Source organism: Kurthia populi (assembly GCF_042686175.1).
Classification (GTDB): Bacteria; Bacillota; Bacilli; order Bacillales_A; family Planococcaceae; genus Kurthia; species Kurthia populi.
The window spans coordinates 1-22635 of sequence record NZ_JBHUOR010000142.1; the positions used below are offsets into that span (position 1 = coordinate 1).

Annotated in this window: 19 protein-coding genes; 11 read left to right on the plus strand and 8 right to left on the minus strand. The window is 39.7% G+C overall.

All coding sequences use genetic code 11. From position 1 onward, the window contains the following. Nucleotides 1–220: 220 nt before the first annotated feature. Nucleotides 221–952 carry a WecB/TagA/CpsF family glycosyltransferase gene (locus tag ACFSY7_RS19140; RefSeq protein ID WP_380149210.1) on the minus strand — a complete coding sequence of 244 codons (732 nt, stop codon included), beginning with the start codon at nt 950–952 and terminating at the stop codon, nt 221–223. A gap of 54 nt (nt 953–1006) precedes the next feature. After that, complete coding sequence (locus ACFSY7_RS19145) at nt 1007–2116, minus strand: CapA family protein (RefSeq protein WP_380149211.1); 1110 nt, start codon at nt 2114–2116, stop codon at nt 1007–1009. A 198-nt stretch (nt 2117–2314) separates the two neighbouring features. On the opposite strand from ACFSY7_RS19145, the gene ACFSY7_RS19150 reads away from it, so the two are divergent. Next, the gene (locus ACFSY7_RS19150; RefSeq protein ID WP_380149212.1) at nt 2315–3991 is read left to right on the plus strand and encodes a S1C family serine protease; all 1677 of its coding nucleotides are present in this window, start codon (nt 2315–2317) and stop codon (nt 3989–3991) included. A 127-nt stretch (nt 3992–4118) separates the two neighbouring features. Here the strand turns inward: ACFSY7_RS19150 and ACFSY7_RS19155 are convergent, their stop codons facing one another. After that, nucleotides 4119–4826, minus strand: coding sequence for a C40 family peptidase (locus ACFSY7_RS19155; protein WP_380149213.1), 708 nt, complete (start codon nt 4824–4826; stop codon nt 4119–4121). 293 nt (nt 4827–5119) lie between these two features. Beyond that, entirely contained in the window at nt 5120–6202 is a 1083-nt protein-coding gene (locus ACFSY7_RS19160) for a C40 family peptidase (protein WP_380149215.1), read from the minus strand. 660 nt (nt 6203–6862) lie between these two features. Between ACFSY7_RS19160 and ACFSY7_RS19165 the strand changes: the two genes are divergently transcribed. After that, on the plus strand, nt 6863–8191 hold the full coding sequence (locus ACFSY7_RS19165) for an NAD-dependent malic enzyme (RefSeq protein ID WP_380149216.1): 1329 nt from the start codon (nt 6863–6865) through the stop codon (nt 8189–8191). 151 nt (nt 8192–8342) lie between these two features. Here ACFSY7_RS19165 and ACFSY7_RS19170 read toward each other — a convergent pair whose 3' ends face one another. Further along, nucleotides 8343–9917: an FMN-binding glutamate synthase family protein gene (locus tag ACFSY7_RS19170; RefSeq protein WP_380149218.1), complete on the minus strand. Its 1575-nt coding sequence runs from the start codon at nt 9915–9917 to the stop codon at nt 8343–8345. A 231-nt stretch (nt 9918–10148) separates the two neighbouring features. After that, nucleotides 10149–11474 (minus strand): branched-chain amino acid transport system II carrier protein, encoded by a 1326-nt coding sequence (gene brnQ, locus ACFSY7_RS19175; RefSeq protein ID WP_380149220.1) that lies wholly within the window; start codon nt 11472–11474, stop codon nt 10149–10151. 602 nt (nt 11475–12076) lie between these two features. Here brnQ and ACFSY7_RS19180 point away from each other — a divergent pair. Beyond that, nucleotides 12077–13114, plus strand: coding sequence for a glycosyltransferase family 4 protein (locus ACFSY7_RS19180; protein ID WP_020189174.1), 1038 nt, complete (start codon nt 12077–12079; stop codon nt 13112–13114). 1017 nt (nt 13115–14131) lie between these two features. On the opposite strand, the gene ACFSY7_RS19185 is transcribed toward ACFSY7_RS19180, so the two are convergent. Next, on the minus strand, nt 14132–15307 hold the full coding sequence (locus ACFSY7_RS19185; protein ID WP_380149222.1) for an LCP family protein: 1176 nt from the start codon (nt 15305–15307) through the stop codon (nt 14132–14134). Nucleotides 15308–15413: 106 nt separating this feature from the next. Then, nucleotides 15414–16049 carry a YigZ family protein gene (locus tag ACFSY7_RS19190; RefSeq protein WP_380149224.1) on the minus strand — a complete coding sequence of 212 codons (636 nt, stop codon included), beginning with the start codon at nt 16047–16049 and terminating at the stop codon, nt 15414–15416. A gap of 179 nt (nt 16050–16228) precedes the next feature. Here ACFSY7_RS19190 and ACFSY7_RS19195 point away from each other — a divergent pair, with 179 nt between their 5' ends. The 8 genes from ACFSY7_RS19195 (at nt 16229) to ACFSY7_RS19230 (ending at nt 22631) form a co-directional block, all read left to right on the plus strand. Next, complete coding sequence (locus ACFSY7_RS19195) at nt 16229–17380, plus strand: sensor histidine kinase (RefSeq protein WP_380149226.1); 1152 nt, start codon at nt 16229–16231, stop codon at nt 17378–17380. Nucleotides 17381–17414: 34 nt separating this feature from the next. Beyond that, nucleotides 17415–18089, plus strand: coding sequence for a response regulator (locus ACFSY7_RS19200; RefSeq protein ID WP_020189178.1), 675 nt, complete (start codon nt 17415–17417; stop codon nt 18087–18089). A 187-nt stretch (nt 18090–18276) separates the two neighbouring features. Then, nucleotides 18277–19122 carry a DegV family protein gene (locus ACFSY7_RS19205; protein WP_380149228.1) on the plus strand — a complete coding sequence of 282 codons (846 nt, stop codon included), beginning with the start codon at nt 18277–18279 and terminating at the stop codon, nt 19120–19122. A gap of 191 nt (nt 19123–19313) precedes the next feature. Further along, nucleotides 19314–20654, plus strand: coding sequence for a DEAD/DEAH box helicase (locus ACFSY7_RS19210; RefSeq protein ID WP_380149230.1), 1341 nt, complete (start codon nt 19314–19316; stop codon nt 20652–20654). After that, nucleotides 20655–21254, plus strand: coding sequence for a ComF family protein (locus tag ACFSY7_RS19215; RefSeq protein WP_380149232.1), 600 nt, complete (start codon nt 20655–20657; stop codon nt 21252–21254). Nucleotides 21255–21272: 18 nt separating this feature from the next. Then, nucleotides 21273–21689, plus strand: a complete 417-nt coding sequence (locus ACFSY7_RS19220) for a TIGR03826 family flagellar region protein (RefSeq protein WP_380149234.1) — start codon at nt 21273–21275, stop codon at nt 21687–21689. A gap of 168 nt (nt 21690–21857) precedes the next feature. Next, nucleotides 21858–22121, plus strand: coding sequence for a flagellar biosynthesis anti-sigma factor FlgM (flgM, locus tag ACFSY7_RS19225; protein ID WP_380149236.1), 264 nt, complete (start codon nt 21858–21860; stop codon nt 22119–22121). Nucleotides 22122–22133: 12 nt separating this feature from the next. Next, on the plus strand, nt 22134–22631 hold the full coding sequence (locus ACFSY7_RS19230) for a flagellar protein FlgN (protein WP_020189184.1): 498 nt from the start codon (nt 22134–22136) through the stop codon (nt 22629–22631). The last annotated feature ends 4 nt before the right edge of the window (nt 22632–22635 follow it).

Consider the following 22635-nt stretch of genomic DNA (forward strand, 5'->3'; position numbering starts at 1 on the left):
ATATCAATTAATACAAAATTAAGTTAGATATGCGTGTTGGAAAATATTTTTTTGACACTCAAAAATGGCGTGAGCCATTGATATATCAACATTTATAGAGGGAGAAATAAATATAAAATACAGATTTTAACTTTATTTCTTATAAGAAAAATTAACTCCATTATTTACTAATAGAATAAAAAAACTGAGCTTGGCTAAGACCAAGCTCAGTTTTTCGTCGTTATAAATGTTTTTTCGCTTTATTCACCGCAAGTAAAAACTGCGGGATTTTCAGCATACGCTTTGCGCGTGTGGGCTGTGTAATTAAGCGGTGGAACCATTCAAGGTTTAGCTTGATAAAAATGTCTGGGGCGCGGTCGACAGTGCCTGATAGCACGTCAAAGCTGCCTCCAACGCCCATCATAACGGTATGCGGAAATTTCTTTTTATGAAGGGCAATCCATTCCTCTTGTTTTGGGGCGCCGGTTGCGACAAAGATAAAATCGGGCTCTGATACCGCAGCTTTTGCGGCAACCTCATCACCGTCTCCATCATTGCCATAGCCGTCGCATACACCGACAACGTCGATTTGTGGATACAGTTCTTTTGCTTTCATTGCGGCTTCCTGTGCGACGCCTGGTTTTGCACCATAAAAGAAGAAGCGATTATGGCCAGGTGCAGCTGTGTTCATAAATTCATGTACAAGCTCATAACCAGGAATGCGTTCAGCGATTGGTGTGCCGAGCATTTTTGCGCCGATTACAACACCAATACCATCTGCCACCACATAGCTTGATGCCTTTAGTAAACGTTCGTAGTTATGATTTTCTTTCGCTAGCATAATAATTTCTGGATTTGCGGTTACGATTGTAATCGCATGCTCCGTATGAAGCAGTTCATTCAGCACATGCGGCACAAATTCGCTTTTCGTCGTTTGCGCCACGGGTATGCCGAGAATTGGTACAGTGTTCATTACATAACCTCACTTATCTCATGTTTCTTCTATTATACATGAGAAATGTGTCAGTTATTTTACGATTACTTTATCGCCCATTATCTCTTGTACCCAGTGAAGATTTGTATAAGGTGCTGGTGTTTTGCCCTCTACTTTCGCAAGAGGGAATACTTTATACATGCCACCATCTTGAAGTACAGCGGATGCTTTAAAGATTGGTTTATCAACCGTTACATCATCGCCTTGCTTCGTAATACGGAAGCTCGCAGCACCGCCGACCATTGTCTCTACGCCACTTGTGATCGTTGCGTAGAAGTTACCAATTGAATAAAAGACGCTTGTTTTATGACCGTCTTTACCGACAATTTCATCATAAGGTTGGATAACATGTGGGTGTCCACCGAAAATAATATCCCCACCGGCTTTATTGATCACCTTCGCTAAACGGCGTTGCTCGTCATTTTCCTGTGTCACATATTCACTACCCCAGTGCATATTGACAACGACGACATCTGATAATTTTTTGATGTCACGAATTTCGCGTTTAATCTTCGCCTCATCAATATAATTTACTAAGTATTCTTTGTCCTGTGGCACATTGTAGCCAGGATTTGTGCCGTATGTGTAGCCAAGTACACCGACTTTAATGCCATCGATATCAACGACGCGTGGCTTGTTGGCATCCTTTTCAGATTGGTAAGCACCGACATAAGGAAGGTCGTATTTTTCGATATTTTTAAACTGTGTACGCATACCAGGTTCGCCATAATCCATGACATGGTTGTTTGCAAGATTGACCATATCTGTACCGGCTTCTTTAATATCGCGTAAAATAAATTCGGGACTTGAGAACTTAGGATAGCCAGATAGCGCGAAATCATTGCCAATTGCGAGTGATTCTTGGTTTGCAATTAAATAGTCATAGTTTTGTAATGTTTTTTCCATAGGTTGTAGTGCCGGGCTGTAATCTTTGTAGTATAGAATTTGAGTATGGAGTAATACATCTCCGATCATTGCTAAGCGTACCGTTGTTTTCTTTTCTTCCTTTGGCTCTGTTTTTTTGTCCTCAGCAGGAGCAGTTACTTTCTTTTCTTCCGTTACTGTTTTTGCAGATTCATCTGCCCCGTTTGAACATGCGGCAAGAAGGGAAGAAGCCAATAGAATCGATAAAAATTTTTTCAAAAAATCTCAACCTTTCGTCAAATATTGTTAATAAAATATGCTATGATAGTACGTGTAAATTTCCAGTAAATAAAAGATTTTTTCCGCATAATTTAGGAAATTTTACTCATTAACTATTATTCATGAAACTTGCGCATTAATCAATGCGTCATTAGAACTTAGTATGAATTTTAGAAGTAAATAGGGAGCGTGGATGTCGTGACAAATAATAAACGGTATAAACCCAAAAAAGCATCCATTAAGCGAATTGTCATTTCTCTTATTTTGATTTTCGCAGTATTCGTCGGCATTTATGCATTAGTTACAAACGATAAAACAGCCAACGATGATAATCAAAGTATTCACGATGTACAAAAAGCGGACAAGGATAACACCAGTGACAAAGATAAAACAAAAGACGAAAACAAGGACCAGACAGAGCAATCAACATCTGGGACAGTATCTGCTGATGACATTACGGATAAAGGGAATAGTGAAGAGGGCGCTAGCAGTACAGTAACGACTGATAGTGATGAAATCGGACCTACGACAACCGAATCTTCTCCGGAGACAACAAATGAAGCGGAAACAAATGTTGTTATGCCGAAAGAAGATAAAGAAACAATTGTAGCAAACGCAATCACAAAAACGTATACAATTTATGCGACAGGGGAGCAAGGCTCTGGATTCTTAATTAATACGAAAGGTGATATCGTCACAAATGCGCATGTTACAGAATTAACAGGTACCGGCAACACAGCGGATGTCGTTGTAGAAAATTCACAAGGACAAGAGTTTAATGGTCGTGTAATCGGTATTGATGACACAACGGATGTTTCGGTAATTCGTGTACCAGATTTAGCGGGTAAAAACCCAATGGTTATCGATACAGCACAAGCGGTTGTAGGAACTGAAGTTGTTGCAATTGGTAGTCCCAATATGCATAGCAACACAACAACAACAGGTAAAATTACAAGTGTAGGCGCCAACTTTACAGATGGCTATGCTTATCGCAATTTGTATGAAATCACAGCTAAATTAGAAGCGGGTTCAAGTGGTGGCCCATTAATTAATAAAGCAACAGGGAATGTAATTGGCATCAACTCTATCATTTTAACAGACCATCCAGAAATTGGCTATTCAATTCCGATGGCGAATGTGATGGATTTAGTGAATAAATGGACAGCATATAGCGATGAAATCGTCTTTGGTCAACATGATCCTGAAGATGAAATCACACCAGAAGGCTCGATTGCATTAGATGAAGAAAATGGCTTTAGCGTACTTGAAAGCTATGTCGATTCACTGTACTTGTACATTAATCAAGAGATCGCTTATCCAGGACAACGCACCTATTTAAGCATCATGCAAATCGATAGCGCTGGCGACCAAAAAGCCATCGATACGTTTGGTGAATATTCAACAGAGGATAAATCAAACCAAAAATTAACGTATAAAATGATTGGTAAACCGAAATCAGATGGCGACAAAGTATATGTAACCGTCGAATCTGTCCTCAACTATACAAAAGACGGTAAAGAACAAACCTTAACACAAAATATTACGTACGAATGGGTATTTGAATATGACCAGTACTACGTATCAGATATTATCGTTAATAGCTCTACAGATACAGCGGATAAAGTCATTGAGCCGAGCGGTGAATCAACAGAGGATCCAAATACGGCTGAACCAGAAGAGGACCAAACGCAAACACCTTCAACAGATGAACCAACTGAAGAAGAAGAGCCGATTACACCAAGTGGCGTAGAGGATGAATCAACAGACACTGAAGAAGGCGATTCTGAAGCTTCTAATGGTGAGCAAGATACAGAACAACAACCAGCAACAGATGATGCAGAAACAGACGCAGAAACATCTGATACGGCACAATAACAACGAAGGGGCTCATTGTAGCCTCTTTTTTGTATAAGAAAAGCGCTTGTCCTTCAAAAAATTGAGGGATAAGCGCTTTTCTCTTCTATACATTGTTAGTGTTTTTTTAGAAATTTATAGATAAAAATTAACGGAAAGTACCGAAGCCTACGATACGTTTATTCCAGTAACCATCGTAAAGGTTAGAGTATTTCACTTGTTTGCCAGCTGCGTGTAATAGACGGTTGTTACCAGCGTAGATTGCTACGTGTGTAATTGAACGGCCATTACCTGAGAAGAATACTAAATCGCCAGGTTGTGCAGCGTCTTTAGAAATCTTTTTAGAAGCTGAATACTGAGCACCAGAAGTACGAGGTAAAGATTTACCTAAAGTATTTTCGTAAACGTAGCCAGTGAAACCTGAGCAGTCAAAGCCGCCTGGTCGTGTACCGCCCCATACGTATGGCGTGCCTAAGAAGCGTTCGCCGTATGAGATAACGTTAGATGTATCAGCAGATACTTTTTTCGTTTTTGTTAAGTAAGAAGCATTCATCCAGCCGCTTTTACCATTTGCCGTACCGTATACCCAAGTCGTGTTGCCGATTACTTTTTTGGCTGTAAGGCGAACTTTTTTACCGTTTTTTAATGTTTGAACTTTTGCTGATTTTACGTTTGCTGCTTTACGTACGTTCAGTGAACCGTCATAAGAATAAACGAATTTTGTAGCAGAATAGGCTTCTTGTTGTTCAGAAGCTTGTGCCTCGATTGGTTCATTTACTGGGTTTACTGATGTGAATGCTAGTGATAAAGCAAGTGCGCTTGCAGTGAATGCTGTCGTTAGTCCTTTAAAATTCATGTAATAATTCCTCCAAATAGTTAACAATGTTTTTTTATGTATATAATGCGTTGCGTTTACGTTCTGTAATTAAAATTCCTGACACTAACTTTATAGAATTTGAGAATCACTCGCAACCGCATTTTAGTTACAGTTGTATTACAATTATGTAACAAAAGTTAGCTTATTGAAAAAATAACATTAAAATAGTATTTATTTTTCATTACAAATAAATAACAGCATAAATATATCATTTCGTTTTTTGTAAAAAGAAAGGGATAAATGACAGAAAACATCATTTATCCCGATTTTTTTTATAAACGGCCGTAACGAACGAATGAATCCTGCCAATAGTTCAGGTCTGAAATACCGATTCCCTTACTTAAAGCAGAAATAAATTTACCATTTCCTAAATAAATTCCGACGTGACTAATGCGGCCTTGCATACCGGAGTAGGTTCCTTGGAAGAATACAAGATCGCCTATTTGAGGAGAAGATACAGAAGATGCCATACTCGCATAACCAGCTGCTGTTTTACGTCCGCCTAAATTCAGCCCAGCTTCTTTATAGACATAATAGATATAACCCGAGCAGTCAAATCCATTCGGTGTAGAACCACCAAAAACATATGGCACGCCTGTATATTTTTTAGCAATATTTAAAATGCGTTGTGTAGAATACGAAACTTTTTCAACGGATTGGTTTGTTGTCGTTATTTTTCCGGGTGTTTTTGAAGCAGTTGTCGTTGTTGTGGAGCCTTTAACTTTTAACTTTTGCCCAACGAAAATTAAATCTGATTTTAAATTATTTAACTCCTTTAATGAAGAAACAGACATATTATACTTTGATGCGATGACACCGAGCGAGTCACCGCTTGCGACACTATACGTTTTTGTTTTAGTAGAAGAAACAGGTTTTTTAGAAGCTGGTTCCTTCTTAGGTGTTGTAGGTTTTTTTGAAGTTGTTGGTTTTTTATCTTGTGTGACATCTTTACCTGTTACTTTTAATTTTTGGCTAACATATATAAAGTCAGAGGACAGCTTGTTTAGCTTTTTCAACTTCGCAACGCTCATATTATATTTCACTGCAATAAGACCAAGCGAATCGCCGCTTTTTACGGTATAAGTTGACGTGGTTGTCGTTTTTTTAGTCGTCGTCATTTTACTAGCGGCTTTTTTAGTTGCAGGTACTTTTAATTTTTGGCTTACATAGATGCGATCGCTCGTTAAATTATTAAGCTTCTGTAGTTTTGTGATAGATGTATCATACTTTAGTGCAATAAGACCAAGCGAATCTCCTTGCTGCACCGTATAAGTTGTTGTTGCTGCTTGGGCAGTTTGTCCGAACGTCATCGTTGCGGCACCAATTGCGAAAGCTGAATATAAGCCTCTTTTCATAGGGACTGTCCTCCTTGATAAATGTAAATTAATGGTTTTAAATATATCGTATTGCTTAATTAAATTTATTCTAGTGAAAAAAACATTTTTCGACAAGAGGTTTAAGTTAAAAGAGGAGGAATGAACGTACTTTGATTTTAGTCCTATAAGTAACGAGGGCATTAACAGTCTTTTTACCTATATGGTAAATAAGTAAAAAAGAACAAAATAATGATATATTTATTTAAACGTTATTTATTTTTAGAATAGGTATAAAATCTCTATTTTTTAATTTAAATGACTATATTTTTATCATTTTTTAATATAAATAAACGTTTAACCTTAAAAAATGCCTAAAAAAATAAAAGAATCTTGAAGTGTGATTCAAAAAATAAATGATTTAATATACCTTATTTTAATAATGATTAAGCTGCCATTTTAAGTTAACATTAGCTATATAGTAAATACGACATGTATTTGTAACAATGCACATTTTTCTATAGTATTTTTTTGATATAACGTTTATACATGCTAAAAATTAAATATGTCAGAAAATATAGATTATTATGAATAATAATGGCTAAATGATGCAAAAGCCGTTTACTTTTAAGTGCAGTAGTAATAGAATGAAAAACTAAGCTGAGAATGCTTATGGAAGCTGAATTTTTGGAGGGACAACATATGGTGGGACAGAATATTATGCGTAATCTAATCGTTCATACGCCGTCAAAGCCGGGGAATCTCGGGAAAGTGACAACGGTAATTGGGGCGCATGGTGGCGATATTGGTGATATTAAAACATTAAAGGTAGGGACGCTGACGACGATTCGTGATATTACGTGTACGGTCGAGGATGCGACGGTACTTGATACGATTGTCAAAAGCATTAATGCGCTTGGCAATGGCATCGAAGTACGTGCCATTTCAGATGATGTATTAAAAGCGCATGAAGGCGGTAAAATTCATATGACAAGTCGTATGGATTTACATTCGATTGAAGATTTACGCCGCGTTTATACACCGGGGGTAGCGAGTGTATGTGAGGAAATCCAGCGTTCACCTGAGAAGGCATCTTATTATACAAGTATCGGGAATACGGTAGCTATCGTGACAGATGGTACGGCGATTTTAGGCTTAGGTAATATCGGGCCGGTTGCCGGGATGCCTGTAATGGAAGGGAAGGCTGTGTTATTTGATCAGCTTGCTGGTATTAGCGGCGTACCGATTTTATTAGATACGAGTGACCCAGATGAAGTCGTTGAAACGGTGAAGCATATTTCACAGGGCTACGGCGGTATTTTATTAGAAGATATTGGCTCACCACACTGCTTTGAAATTGAGGAGCGCTTAAAAGAAGATTTATCGATTCCGGTGATGCATGATGACCAGCATGGGACAGCGGTTGTGACACTTGCGGCGACACTATCTGCTTGTCGCTATGCGGGCGTTGATATTAAGGATGCGGTTGTCGGTCAAATTGGCTTAGGTGCAGCGGGACTAGCGATTTGTCGAATGCTGATGGCGTATGGGGTGAGTGAAGTATACGGTACGGATCCACAGGAGAGTGCGGTCATGCGTCTTCGCCAATACGGCGGGAATGTGCTAAATTCTATAGAAGAAGTAATGGCGCATTGTGATATCGTCATTGCTACGACAGGTGTGAAGGGCTTAATTGACCCATCACTTGTACGCGAGGGACAAATCATTTTAGCGCTATCAAATCCTTATCCTGAAATTTCTCCAGAGGATGCAATTGCGGCAGGGGCAGCCTATGCGGCAGATGGTCGTTTAGTGAATAATATTTTAGGGTTCCCAGGTATTTTTAGAGGGGCACTAAATGCGAATGCAAAAGATATTACGTATCCGATGCTCGTTGCGGCAGCGGAGGCGCTAGTGGAGTGTACACGTCATGGGGATCTTGTACCACCACCACTTGATCATAACGTGCATAAAATCGTTGCGAAGGCGGTAGAGCGTATTGCATTAAAAGAAATAGTACATGAAGGATAACATAAAAAAGAGGCTTTGATAGACGTGTAAAAACAACCGCTCTTATGAATATAAGAAAAACCGGAATCGCGCTGTGGCGCGGTTCCGGTTTTTTGTTGCGAACGCTAAAAAAGGAACAGGACATATTTGTCTTCGTCTCTTTTAGTAGGCATTATTTTGCTTTTAAGTTTTCAACAGAATATACGCGACCTTCGCCGTCTTTAAAGACGATATGGTCATCTGTAAATTTCGTTGGCGAGTCAATACCAGCAGCCGCAGCTACACGGAATAACCCTTCACGTAAGTTGATAATATAGTTTGTAACACGGAATTTTTTCTCTTCGATGACAAGCCCATTTTGAAGTTTTGGATCTGTCGTTGCGACACCTGCAGGACATTCATTTGAACTACATTTTTGTGCCATAATACAGCCTACAGAAATCATAAAGCCACGTGCGATATTAATTAAGTCAGCACCAAGCGCAAGCACAACGGCTGCTTTATCGGCCGTAATTAATTTACCAGAGGCGATGATTTTCACACGGTCACGCACACCGTATTTATTGAGTGCATCATGTAATAAAACGATTGCTGAGTGAAGTGGTAGACCAACAGAGTCTGCAAGGTCTTGGAAGGTCGCACCTGTACCACCTTCACCACCATCGATTGTAATAAAGTCTGGACCCTTACCAGTTTCTTTCATATAGCGTGCTAAATCGTCTGCATCCTCAGGAGCCCCTAAAACGATTTTGATGCCGACTGGTAGGCCAGCTTCAGCGCGCATTTTTTCAATGAAGTTAAATAAAGATTCAAGGTCATGGAACTGGTGGAAGCGGTTTGGTGAGTTGATCGTTTTACCAACTTCTACACCACGGATTTCAGCGATTTCAGGTGTTACTTTATCACCTTCAACGTGACCGCCACGTGTTTTCGCACCTTGTGCTAGTTTTAATTCAAATGCTTTTACTTGTGGGATTGCTGCTTTTTCTTTTAATTTTTCAAAGCTAAATTCGCCCTGTGCATCACGATAGCCGAATAAGCCAGAACCGATTTGTGCGATTAAGTCTGTGCCACCTGCTAAATGGTGAGGAGACACGCCACCTTCACCTGTGTTCATCCAAGAGCCTTCTGCCATACGAATCCCTTTAGATAGAGCTGTAATCGCGTTTTTACCAAGCGCACCATAACTCATGGCAGATTGACCGACCATTGAGCGTACGCGGAATGGCTCGCGGCAGTTAGGGCCTAATACGACCGCATCTTCTTCAGGTAATAGCCATGGTTTCACTTTGACTGTTTCTGCATGTTCTTTACGACCAAATAATGTATCTTGGTCCATAATGTATTTTTGAGATTCAATAACTTTACTATTGTCTACGCGCATTTCATGGACTTGCTTTGTAAACATCGCATTGCGAATGTAGAAGCCCTTGTCTTCGAAATCGCGTTTTGAGCCGAATGAAATAACGCTGCCTAAATACTTACCTGGTAATACGATGTGAAGGAAATCCTCACGAGAAAATGGCTTCCCTTTATTATCATCGTCGAATAAGTACTGACGAAGCTCAGGGCCAATTTTTTCAGTTAAATAACGAATGCGTCCTAAAACGGGGAAGTTACGTAAGATTGCATGTTGGTTTTGTTTGCGGTCAGTAAGGAAGAAGATTCCAAGTAAAATGACCGGCACTAAGATGACCAATGCGATAATAACAAGCAGTACGATTGCTAAAATCGATGTCCAACTCATATATGTCACGTCCTTTAATTTATTGTCGAAAATGTGAATTCATATCATAACGGAATCAAATATATCACAATAAGAGATTAATTCAAGCATTTTAGAATAGACAGAATGTTCGGACGGCGCTTCTTTTGAAAGCGTTTGCAAGAGAATCTAATTAAAGCTGTAATTTTCTAAGCTAACCCAGCTTTTGCTCAATAAAAAAAGACGAGGAATTTTCCTCGTCTTAAAAAAGTTTTAAGCGTGTTTTTTTTCGTTTACGAATAGTGAAATGACATAGCCGATAATTGCGCCGATGATACCTGGGATTAACCAACCAAGACCCATTTCAAATAATGGCATGCCACTAACGATATTTTCATACCATGCTGGAGCAATTCCTGCAGCAGCTAAGCCATCGTATAATGACCAGATTGCTGTAAATAGCATACCGAATAAGTAAACGTACTTGCTATCACCGAACCATTTAGATGCTAATGTTAGAAGCATTAGGATGATTGCTGGTGGATAGATGAAGAATAATACTGGTAATGAGAACGTAATTAATTGAGCTAAACCGATGTTTGCGATAAATGTAGTGAAGATCGCGAAAATCCAAACCCATTTTTTATATGATAGTGCAGGGATGATTTTGTTGAAATACTCAGATGCCGCTGTTAATAAACCGATTGATGTTGTTAAACATGCTAGAACGATTACTGCTGTTAATAGGATATTCCCGAATTGACCGTATAATGCATTTGCAGAGTTTGTAATGATGTCTGAGCCTTGCTCAAATGCACCGATTGTTTGGAAACTTGAAGAACCAATGTAGCCAAGTGATAAGTACACAAGTGCTAAGCCAATTGCTGCGACGAACGCTGCAAATACCGTTGTTTTGATGACTGTTGCTTTTTCGGTTACGTTTTTCCCTTTTAATGCTTGGATAATCACGATACCGAAAATTAATGCGGCAAGGAAGTCCATTGTTAAGTAACCTTGTTTGAAGCCTTCACCGAATGCATTGTCGATATAAGAACCTGTCGCTGTGCCAGGACCATCCATTGGTGTCACGATTGCTTTGATTGCAAGCGCTGCAATGACTAATAGAAGAATTGGCGTTAAAATTTTACCAACGCGGTCAATTAGCTTGCTTGGATTCAATGCAAAGAATGTAGTTAATAAGAAGAAAATTACCGTAAAGATAGCAAGTGGCCAAGAAGCGGCTGCTGCTGTCTCTGAAAGGAATGGCTTCACACCTAATTCGTACGATACCGTACCTGTACGAGGTAGGGCGAATAGCGGCCCGATTGTTAAGTAAACAACGGCTGTGAAAAAAATACCGAATGCCGGGCTAATTTTACCCGCCATATCTTCAAGTTCGCCGCCTGATTTTGCGACGGTAATAACGCCTAGTAATGGAAGCCCTACACCTGTAATTAAAAAGGCAAAGATTGCTACCCAGAAATGTTCACCTGCTTGTTGGCCAAGTTGTGGTGGGAAAATAATATTACCTGCACCAAGGAACAAGGCGAACAACATGAACCCTACGGAGATTTTTTCTCCAAATGAAAGTTTTGTCATATGTACAACTCCTCTTATGATGCAATCTTCGAAATGTTCTGATAAATAAGTCCGAAATTCAAGAAGATTGAAAAACTTAAAAAATTTGTTTTGTCTGAAAATTTAGATTAAATTGTAAATAAAATCACTTCAATATACTAACATGAATAAATGAATAATGAAACGTTAAATTGTGTGATAAATCGAAAAAAGGTGTTAATGACTAAGTTTTATTTCTTTATATAGCATATTTAGACATAATTGAGTAAGGCGATTTTACTGTCTTGTGATTTTTACTATCTTAAAAGCCACCTATATATTGCATTTTTAATTTTAAATTGTTGAAAAGGGGCTTTCCATAAGTCATTCGTTCCAAAAAAAAACGGGTGATTCGTACAAGCTGTAAAAAAAATAAGGACTATTGATAAGTAGACGGAAAATAACCTGTAGACAGCAACCAAAAGACGTCAAAAACGTTCTCACCTATGTTGACAACATTTTGAGAAGTGTTCTACGGACGTGAATCGTGCTATAATACAAGATGATTTATGAAAAAATTTGCATAACCTACTATTTAACATAGATAACAATATAAATTTATATAGAAGGAAAGGAGATAAGGCATGTTTTACCTGTCATTGGCGGCGGCTTTCATCGCATCCATCATTTTCACACCTCTTGTGAAAAAACTGGCCTTCCGAATAGGTGCAGTTGACAAGCCTAATCATCGAAAAGTGCATGCGAAAATAATGCCGCGTATAGGTGGTTTAGCTATCTTCTTAGCCTTCCTCGTAGCTGTACTTATTTTAAAACCGACAAATCCAGCGATGATTCCCATTTTAATCGGTGCGTTTATCATTATTATTACGGGTGTTGTCGATGATATGCTGGAGCTATCTGCAAAGGCGAAATTTTTAGGACAAACAGTAGCGGCAGCAATCGTTATTTACTTTGGCGGCATTCAGATTGATTTTATTAACTTACCATTCGGCGGTATTTTAGACTTTGGTTACCTGAGTGTGCCACTGACATTGATTTGGATCGTCGGTATTACAAACGCTATTAATTTAATTGATGGCTTAGACGGTTTAGCAGCAGGGGTATCAACGATTGCACTTGTGACACTGGCAGCAATGGCCTTCGTTATGGGCAACACGTTCGTACTCGTTATGGCACTTGTACTGGCGGTAAGCTGTATTGGCTTTTTATTTTACAATTTCAATCCTGCAAAGATTTTCATGGGGGATACAGGCGCATTGTTCCTTGGCTTCATGATTTCGGTGCTCGCATTACTGGGCTTTAAAAACGTGACATTTGTGTCGCTTGTTATTCCCATTGTGATGCTAGGAGTACCGATTTCGGATACGTTTTTCGCCATCGTACGTCGCTTACTGAATAAACAGCCACCCTTCCAACCAGACAAATCGCATTTGCATCACCGTTTACTAAGTATCGGCTTTACGCATCGTCAAACCGTTATTATTATTTATGGGATTGCGGCGATGTTTGGTTTAGCAGCGGTCATCTTCTCGATGGCAAAGCTGTGGGGCGCTATTTTACTTATCCTCGTGCTACTCATTGCACTGGAGATTTTTGTTGAGGTCATTGGCTTAGCTGGCAATCGCTACAAGCCATTATTAAAACTTGTAAGAAAAAAGTAGAGAAGAAGGATGACGAAGAATAAATTCGTCATCCTTCTTTTTTTCGTTCATTTGAAATCGCCCATAACCTCAAGGAGCGTCTTTTGGCTACAACATATTTTAAAATATGTGCCAAAGCAGGCGTATTTATATAGGATAAAATCATTGTTTATCACGCATCTTGCATAAAGCTGTCAACGAAAATTTTTATTTACGATTTTTTAGCAGATTCCTAGCATGATTCAGAAAGAAAGGGGGCCTGTTTTTGCCCGAAAACGACAAAAACAGGTCTATTTTGACGCACTGCGGGGTAATTTTAGCAGTGAATGATTAGTGGAATGAGAAAAAGCTGTCATTTATTTTCATCATTAGAAAATGCGCCATTTCACAGATCTATTGCAAGCTGCAGCCTTCGAATAAAGCCTGAAATTATCTAAAACGGACCCCGAAAACAACTGAAACAGGGCGAAAATCGAGCGCTACGGGGTGATTTTTGCCGATATTTTCAAAAAGATTGTGCAAAGTTATCATAACTATCGCCACTCGATGCGTAATTATTTGATTGAATGCAAGCTTTGCGCAAATAGTTAGCCTTTTTCTAGCCCTATTCACTTACAGATGACGCTTATTGAAAAATATGTCGTATGTAAAAGACGCTTTCTGAGGAAATCACGAAATTGCGAAGCCGTGTTGAAAAAAACGTATTCATACGAAATAAAAATGAAAGTCATTTGAGATGAAGTTAGCTAGTGTACTAGTGAATCAAATGATGAAGACATGTGGGGTTAAAAATAATACGCAAATTTATCCATGGATGAAATGGTATCAAGACTGAGAGAGGAAGCGTTCTACGCCAGTCTAAAGTGCGAACCGTTCAAGCATACATCAACTACGATAATCATACGTGGATTTTGGCAAAATTAAACCACCTTTCTCCAGGTGAATATCGGAAAAAGGTGGTTTAATAAGAATTTGACGGTGATTCCTAGGAAAGCGTCCGTCCAATTCAGATGAAAGATAGTATCTTTTTGTTTAGCGTTAATTACCAGAGCCAGAGCTATTATAGTTGCTTTGGAATCCAGTATTTTGTTTAGTTGTAGGCTCTTCTATTACTTCTTCATCTTCTGAAAGATTAAGCTTTGTATCTATCGTTAAGCCTAAATGCTTTTGTAATGTTTGACGTGTTTCGAGCAAGCTATCATCTTGTAGTAGATAGTAATAAATGCCGCTCGACATATCATCACTGCCTTTGAGTGATAGGGAATCGATGTCTGGCATGCCGTTTTGTAGGTATGCGAATAATGATTTCATTTCATCAAATGTCATATCTGTTTGCATATTATTGCCGACAGCTGCTAATACTTTATCGTATTTTGTAAATGATGTGACAGATGTTGCTTTTGACGCAATAGCTTCTAAAATCATTTGCTGACGCTTGCCGCGCTCGACATCGCTATCTTGGTGACGGGTACGTGCAAGTGCTAAAGCTTCGCGGCCATTCACTTCTTGTGTACCTGGCATTAAGTGAACTGTGCGCTTATCGTTTTCGTCGAGCTCATTAATTTCATAAGGGACATCGACTGTCACGCCACCAAGTGCATCAACGATTTCAATGAAGGCATCAAAGTTTACACGGAAATAGTAGTCAATCGGCACATTCAGTAGGCCTTCAACGGTTTCACGTGTTGCATCAATGCCACCGTATGCATGGGCATGTGTGATTTTATCTTTGTAACCAACAGTTGGAATGTACACGTAAGAATCACGCGGAATACTTACTAGTTTGATAGATTTATCTTTATTATTCAGTGTTGCGACAAGGAGAGCATCTGAGCGTGAGTTGCCTTCGCCTTGGCTGCGTTTTTCACTATCGTCAATGCCGACGATCATGATGGAAATATTGTCTGTTAGTGGCTGAACGCTTTCATCACGTAACTCCGATTTTGTACGAGAATTCTCGACGTACGCATTCTCAGCAGCTTTTTTACCTGAATGAAATAAGTAGTAAATATAGCCGCCGCCAAATGCCAACAGTAAAATTAAGACAACAAGCAAGATTTTCCAAAGACAGCCACCTGATTCTTTCTCTTTCTTCTTTTTTTTACGCTCTTGGCTTTTCGTTGTGCGAGATTTCGCATGCGATTTTGCCTTTGGTGTAGAAGTAGATGAGCTGCTTGGGGCTTGTTGTCTAGTACCTTTCTTCTTCTCTGGCATATAGTCAAGCTCCTTTGTAAGGGGAAATGGTTGAAAATTCTAAAAATATTCGTATTATACAACGCATATTATTATACTATGCAATAAGAAATCCGTAAAACGAATTTTAAGTCCGGTCAAACTCTAAAAATATGGACTTTACATAATCGATTTGCGTTTGTCCATTCGAAAGGTCGGTCATCCAAGACTGGAAAAGCTCGTCCTGTTCTTTAGGAACAAGTACCGTCAGTTCGACGTTTTCAGCATAATCAATGTGGTCTAGTATATAGGTAGAATTGCGAAGTTCATTTTCTAACTTTCCGAGCAATGTGTAATCAGCAATTACTTTTAGCTCATGGTGTAATTTACGTTCTACAACACCGGAGGCATCAATACCTACAGTTGTTGCTTTTCCGTATGCGCGCACTAATCCACCTGCGCCAAGTTTAATACCCCCAAAGTAACGGGTAACAACTACTACAATATCTTTTAAGTGCTGTTTCTTTAAAACTTCAAGCATTGGGACACCAGCTGTACCACTTGGCTCACCGTCGTCGCTTGCTTTTTGGATTTGGTCATGCTCGCCGATTAGGTAGGCAGAGCAGTTGTGATTGGCGCTACGATGCTCTTTTTTAATACGCTCAATAAATGCTTGCGCTTGTTCTTCTGTTTCCACACGAGCACAGTGGGCAATGAAACGTGATTTTGAAATGATGATTTCGTCGCTTGCAGAGGATTTTAATGTTAGGTAATTTTCTCTCATTTGATTCTCCTAGTAGAAATTTAATGTAAATGATACAATTGTCATCTTTTTAACGCAGGATTTTTATGTGCTTATATCACAATAATGGTATAATTATTGTAAAGAATTTTAGATTTTTGATGTCAGTACTACAAAATACATGCTATTCTATAAAGTATGCATTGTGAGGAGTATTTAGTATGGTTAAAGGAAATAAGATTGACATTCAAGTATTAGATAAGATTTTCAATAGTATGGTCGAAACGATTGATTCGTCAAAGAACGATATTTTTACGATCAGCGAGCAATCACGTCAATCTTTTGAAGAAATGAAATTAGAGCTCGGTATTGTACGTACCAAATTGCAGGACATTATACAAGAAAATGATATGCTAGAAGTTCAGGTAAAGCAAGCTAGAGCTAGACTTGCGGAAGTTTCTCAAAACTTCCGTATTTATTCTGAGAAACAGGTGCACCAAGCGTATAATGCAGCAAATACATTTCAAATTCGTCAGTCTGTTATTCAATCAGAAGAAAAATTGTTACGCGGACGCCGGGATGACTTAGAAAGAAATATGCGAGGCTTACTTGATACAATTGAAAAAGCCGACCAGCTTGTAAACCAAGTCAATGTAGTACTGAACTACTTAAGCGAGGATTTAAAAGATGTTGGTCCTGCTCTTAAGAATGCAAAAATGAAAGAGGATTTTGCGATTCGAGTAATCGAGGCGCAAGAGGAAGAGCGCAAGCGTATTTCGCGTGAGGTACATGATGGACCGGCGCAAATGCTTGCGAATGTGTTACTTCGCACAGATTTAATCACACGTTCATATGATGAAAAAGGCGTAGAACGTGCGATTCAAGAACTACGTGATTTAAAAGGGATGGTGCGCGATACGCTACATGAGGTTCGTCGCATTATTTATGACTTACGCCCAATGGCACTAGACGATTTAGGAATTGTGCCGACGCTGAAGAAATATTTAAATTCCGTGCAAGATTATAATAAAGGAACGTATATTGAATTTAGCTCACGTGGTGAAGATCGCCGTATGCCAATGAATTATGAAACAGCCATTTTTAGACTTGTACAAGAAAGCGTGAATAACGCCATTAAACATGGCTCTGCAAAAGAAATTCGTGTGAACTTTGAATGGCTTAAAGAAAATGTTAATATTTCTATAAAGGATAATGGTACAGGGTTTGATATGGCGCTAACGAAACAAAATTCATTCGGTATCGTTGGAATGAAAGAGCGCATAGATTTATTAGATGGTACTATAGATATACAGTCCGAAATCGGACAAGGTACGAGAATTATGTTTATAATCCCCATAAAAAAGGAAACATAACCTTTTGTAGAGGTACTTGAGGAGGAAATTTATTATGACAAAAATTATTATTATTGACGATCACCAATTATTCCGTGAAGGCGTAAAACGTATTTTAGATTTTGAAGATACATTTGAAGTAGTAGCAGAAGGTGATGATGGTATCGATACATTACCTCTATATGAAGAATTCCAACCAGACGTTGTGTTAATGGACATTAACATGCCGCAAAAAAATGGTGTGGAAGCAACTTCAGAGTTAATCGAAAAATATCCTGATGCGAAAGTAATCATTCTTTCAATTCATGATGATGAATCATACGTATCTCACGCATTAAAATCTGGTGCACTAGGTTATATGCTAAAAGAAATGGATGCGGATGAAATCGTAGACGCAATTAAAATTGTTGCAGCTGGCGGCTCATACTTACATCCTAAAATCACAAAAAATCTTGTAGCTGAATATCGTCGCTTAAGCGAACGTGAAAATAAAGGCTCATTCCACCAAACGGAAATCCGTCGTCCATTCCACTTATTAACAAAACGTGAATGTGAAGTCCTGCAATTATTAACAGACGGCCAATCAAACCGTGCAATTGGTGAAACATTATACATCTCAGAAAAAACAGTTAAAAACCATGTTTCAAGCATTCTTCAAAAAATGAATGTAAATGACCGTACACAAGCTGTTGTAACAGCGATTAAAAACGGTTGGGTAGAAGTACGCTAATACCACTTCAAACAGTGGGTAATAGGCGTTAACCTACTTTGAAAAGGAATCGTGCTTAGCGCGATTCCTTTTTATATGCCAATCAGTACATAGTTAAAAAGATTTGAAAAGTTATAAATGTCATATGTTATTTGCCTTTTCATATATATTTTTATAAAATGAACAGTATATGTAGAGGAGTGAAAGAATGGCAACTGCAATCGTAACAGACAGCACGGCCTATATTCCAAAGGACGAGCTTGAAAAATATAATATTCATATGGTGCCACTAAGCGTTGTTATTAACGGCGAAACCTATGAAGAAGAAGTAAATTTATCAGCAGACGAGTTTTATGAGAAAATTCGTGGCGGAAAAGAATTACCAACATCTACACAGCCACCAATCGGCAAATTTGTCGCTTTATTTGAAGAGCTTGCAAAAGACTATGATGAAATCGTTACAATCCATCTTTCAAGCGGTATTAGTGGCACATACCAGGGTGCACTTGCAGCCGCGGATATGGTCGATCATGTAAAAGTGTATGGTTTCGATACAGAGGTCGCTTGTTATATGCAAGGTATGTATGCGATTCATGCAGCGCGTTTAGCGAAAACAGGTGCCTCAGCGAAAGAAATTTTAGAGCACTTAGAAGAAATGAAGAAAACCGAAAAAGAATTCATTTTAGTAGATGACTTATCTCATTTACAACGTGGTGGACGTCTATCAGCAGCTTCAGCTTTAATCGGTAGCTTACTACAAGTGAAGCCAATTCTTCATTTCAGCGATAAAGTCATCGTACCATTTGAAAAAATTCGTACGAAGAAAAAAGCATTAAAACGTATTGAAGACCTGTTAGCTGAAGATGTAGCAAAATATGGTGCCATTGAAGCAACCGTTATTCACGCAAATTGCGAGCAAGAGCGTGATGAATGGCTAAATCATTTACGCGCTGAATTCCCAACAGTCGATTTTTATCCATCTTATTTTGGCGCAGTTGTCGGAACGCATCTTGGTGAAGGTGCGCTAGCGATGGGCTGGTTTGCCAAAAAATAGTCGAAAATTAATTTTTGATAAATTTTTTAGCGAAATTCGTAAAAAATGAGTGACAATATAAGCATAAACGGCTAAACTATTTATAATACTAAACAATATCTCAAAGGGGCGTTTCTAGTTTTAACTAGAGATGCTTTTTTTTTGCGCAAAAATCGCTAAAATGGACAAAAATGACAAATGAGGGATGTCCAATGCATGACGAGTTAGCGCGGCTACAGCAGTTTTTAAGCGGGCGTATTTGGCCAGCAGGAAAGCTACCATTTGATGAATCCGTAATCACAAAAGCAAAAGAGCAACAATTAATTGACGATGTTCAAGCCATTGAGTTCTTAAAAGGAAGGCCGAGCTGCCGTCGCTGTCGTTGTACATCTTTTGACACCTATATTCGCTATTATTGCGCAAAATGTGATAAAATCTGCGTCTACTGCCGGAATTGCATTCAAATGGGCAGGCTCGCGTCTTGTGATACACTTGTGCGCTGGATTGGCGCTACAGCTACGACGGATGTAAAGCCAAAGCTACAGTGGCAGGGACAGTTTACGGCGGCGCAGGCACGCGTGTCACAAGAGCTTATCGACAGTGTGAGGGCAAAGCGCTCGCATCTAGTACATGCCGTATGCGGTGCCGGCAAAACCGAGATTTTATTTGCGGCAATTGAAGTAGCACTATCGATGAACTGGCGCGTCTGTGTCGCAACGCCGCGTACAGATGTCGTGCTCGAGCTTGCGCCGCGCTTTCAGCAAGTTTTCCCAGATGTTACTGTACAGGCACTCTATGGCGGTGCCCCGTTAGCTACGAGCTATTCACCATTTATTGTGGCGACGACGCATCAGCTTTTTCGCTTTGAAGGTGCCTTTGACATTATTTTTGTCGACGAGGCAGATGCCTTTCCGTATACATTTGACGTCGCGCTGCAGCAGGCAGTTGTGAAGGCAAGAAAACAGGACGGTGTCACGATGCTTGTGACAGCGACCCCATCTATAAATATGCAGGCGCAGTTTCAAAAGACTGGAGCCTATTCGTTTATTCCAAGACGCTTTCACGGGGCTGACTTGCCAGTGCCTCGCTTTGCGTCCCTATGGTTTTATGACAAGCAGCTACAGATGAATCGTTTACCAAAAAAAATCGCACGTTGGATTAAGAACTGTGAAGACAAGGGCCAACCTTATTTGCTATTCTTCCCAACGATTGCGCTCATGAAACAGGCAGCGCATTTATTTTCAGTGCCGGCTGTCTATGCTGAAGATGCGGAGCGCAAGGAGAAGGTTCTAGCACTGCGAAATGGCGAGGTCGCCGGTCTCCTAACGACGACCATTTTAGAGCGCGGCATTACGATTCCGAGAGTACAGGTCGCAGTTATCGGTGCAGAGTCGGCGATTTTTACAGCGAGTGCCCTTATTCAAATTAGTGGGCGCGTTGGTCGAGCGCAGCATGAGCCGACGGGGGATATTGTATTTTTCCATCACGGGGTGACGCGCGAGATGGACGCGGCAAGACGTGAAATTTTACGCCTCAATGCGGAGGTGAACTAAATGCGCTGCTTACTATGTGATCGTGTGGTTGAAAAGATCGAGACGTGGACAGGGTTATTTAGTCGCCGGCAAAAGTGGACGACCTGCGCTAGCTGTATGGCGAAGTTTGAACGTGTAAGTGAGCAAAGCTATGAGGGCATTCGCACAATTTATGTCTATAATGAGGCGATGAGGGACTGGTTACATCGTCTCAAATTTTCACAGGACGCTATTATTGCGCATGTTTTTGCCGATGAAATAAAAAAGCTATGTAGTCACTATAAAAAGGCCGTGATGGTGCCAATTCCGATGCACCCTGCAAAAAAGCGGGCGCGTACATTTGCACATGTGGATGTGCTATTAGAAGCGGCAGGTGTGCGCTATACGCATTTATTAGAAAAAACGACGACGGACACACAAAGTCAGAAGTCACAGCTAGAACGTGAAAATAGTGCTACTTTGTTCACAAGAAATACTATACAATTAAGGAAAGACACGCATCTTGTTCTTGTAGATGATATTGTGACGACAGGAACGACGATACGCCATGCGCTGGAAGTTTTAAAGCGAGATGGTTTTACGCATATAGAGGTGCTCGTGTTCATTTCAGCGAGAATGTGAAAGGGGGCCTATGACAACATGGGCGAAATTAAGAGCTGTCCAACATGTGGACAACTATTTAACTACAACGGAATTCGTGAAGTATGTGCAAACTGCGCGGCGGAAGAGGAAAAGAAATACGAAGAAGTGTATCGCTTTTTACGTCGTCGTGAAAATCGTGCGGCAACGGTTGAGCGAATTGTGGAAGCAACGGGCTGCACAGAGGAATTATTATATGGATGGGTACGTCGCGGACGCTTGCAGACAGCGCTATTCCCGAACTTAGGCTATCCATGTGATAATTGTGGTCATTTAACGACGACAGGGAAATTATGCGATAATTGCACCAATAAATTGCAACGAGATTTGAATCAATTTGAGGCGAGTAAGGAATTCCGCGAGTCAATTGAAAAAAAAGAGCGCGGTACGTACCTATCAGAAAAACGGACACGCTAGACTTAGCACTATTTTAATAGTTTTTGAATTTGTAACAGAAAATAGTACTACGTAATCATGCATTGTATAGTAACATCAACTCTTTTATCGGAAAATCACTTAACATACCCTCCCCACATCCGAAATAATGGGTAAAGATAGTGAAGAATGATAAAGGAGGTTCTAGTTATGAAAGTTCAAGGATACGGTGTTAATGCAGTGAACCCATATAAAAATCAACAAGTAAAAACGAATGAAGTGAAAAAATCGAGTCTATCTTTTCAGGATCAACTTGAAATTTCGTCGCAAGCGAAAGATTTACAAGGCGTAAAATCGTATGAAAGTGAGCGCGCGGACCGTTTATCAGAGTTGAAATCACAAATTCAAAACGGCACGTACAAAGTTGATTCAGAGAAGCTTGCAAGAGATTTATTAAATCACTTCCGTAGATAGCGAGGAAATCAAATGTCTATCGAACAAATCAATACGATTATGGCAAAACTAAATGTCATGCATAAAAGTTTAGTGAAGCTCGCAGACCATAAAACCGAGCTGATTACGAACGGGGACATGGAAGGCATTAAGAAAATGATCAATGACGAGCAATCGCATATTTCTGCTATCTCTCAGCTAGAGGGACAACGCCAGCAAGCGGTGCTACGTTATTTTAATGGGCAACAACTAGCGCCCGGGACGCAGCCGACCATTGAACAGCTGATTGCACTTGTGCCGACGACACAGGAGAAGACGCAGTTACAACAAACACGTGACGAGCTATTGCAGACGGTTGAGCATTTACAAAAAACGAATGAATTGAATCAAAAATTATTATTCAATTCACTGCAGGTTATTAATATGACCGTCGATATGATGCGCCCACAGCAGGATAACTTTAACTACGGTGAATCACAAGGTCGCCGCAGCAATGCATCGACAATTGGTCGCTTTAATTCACAAGCATAGAAAA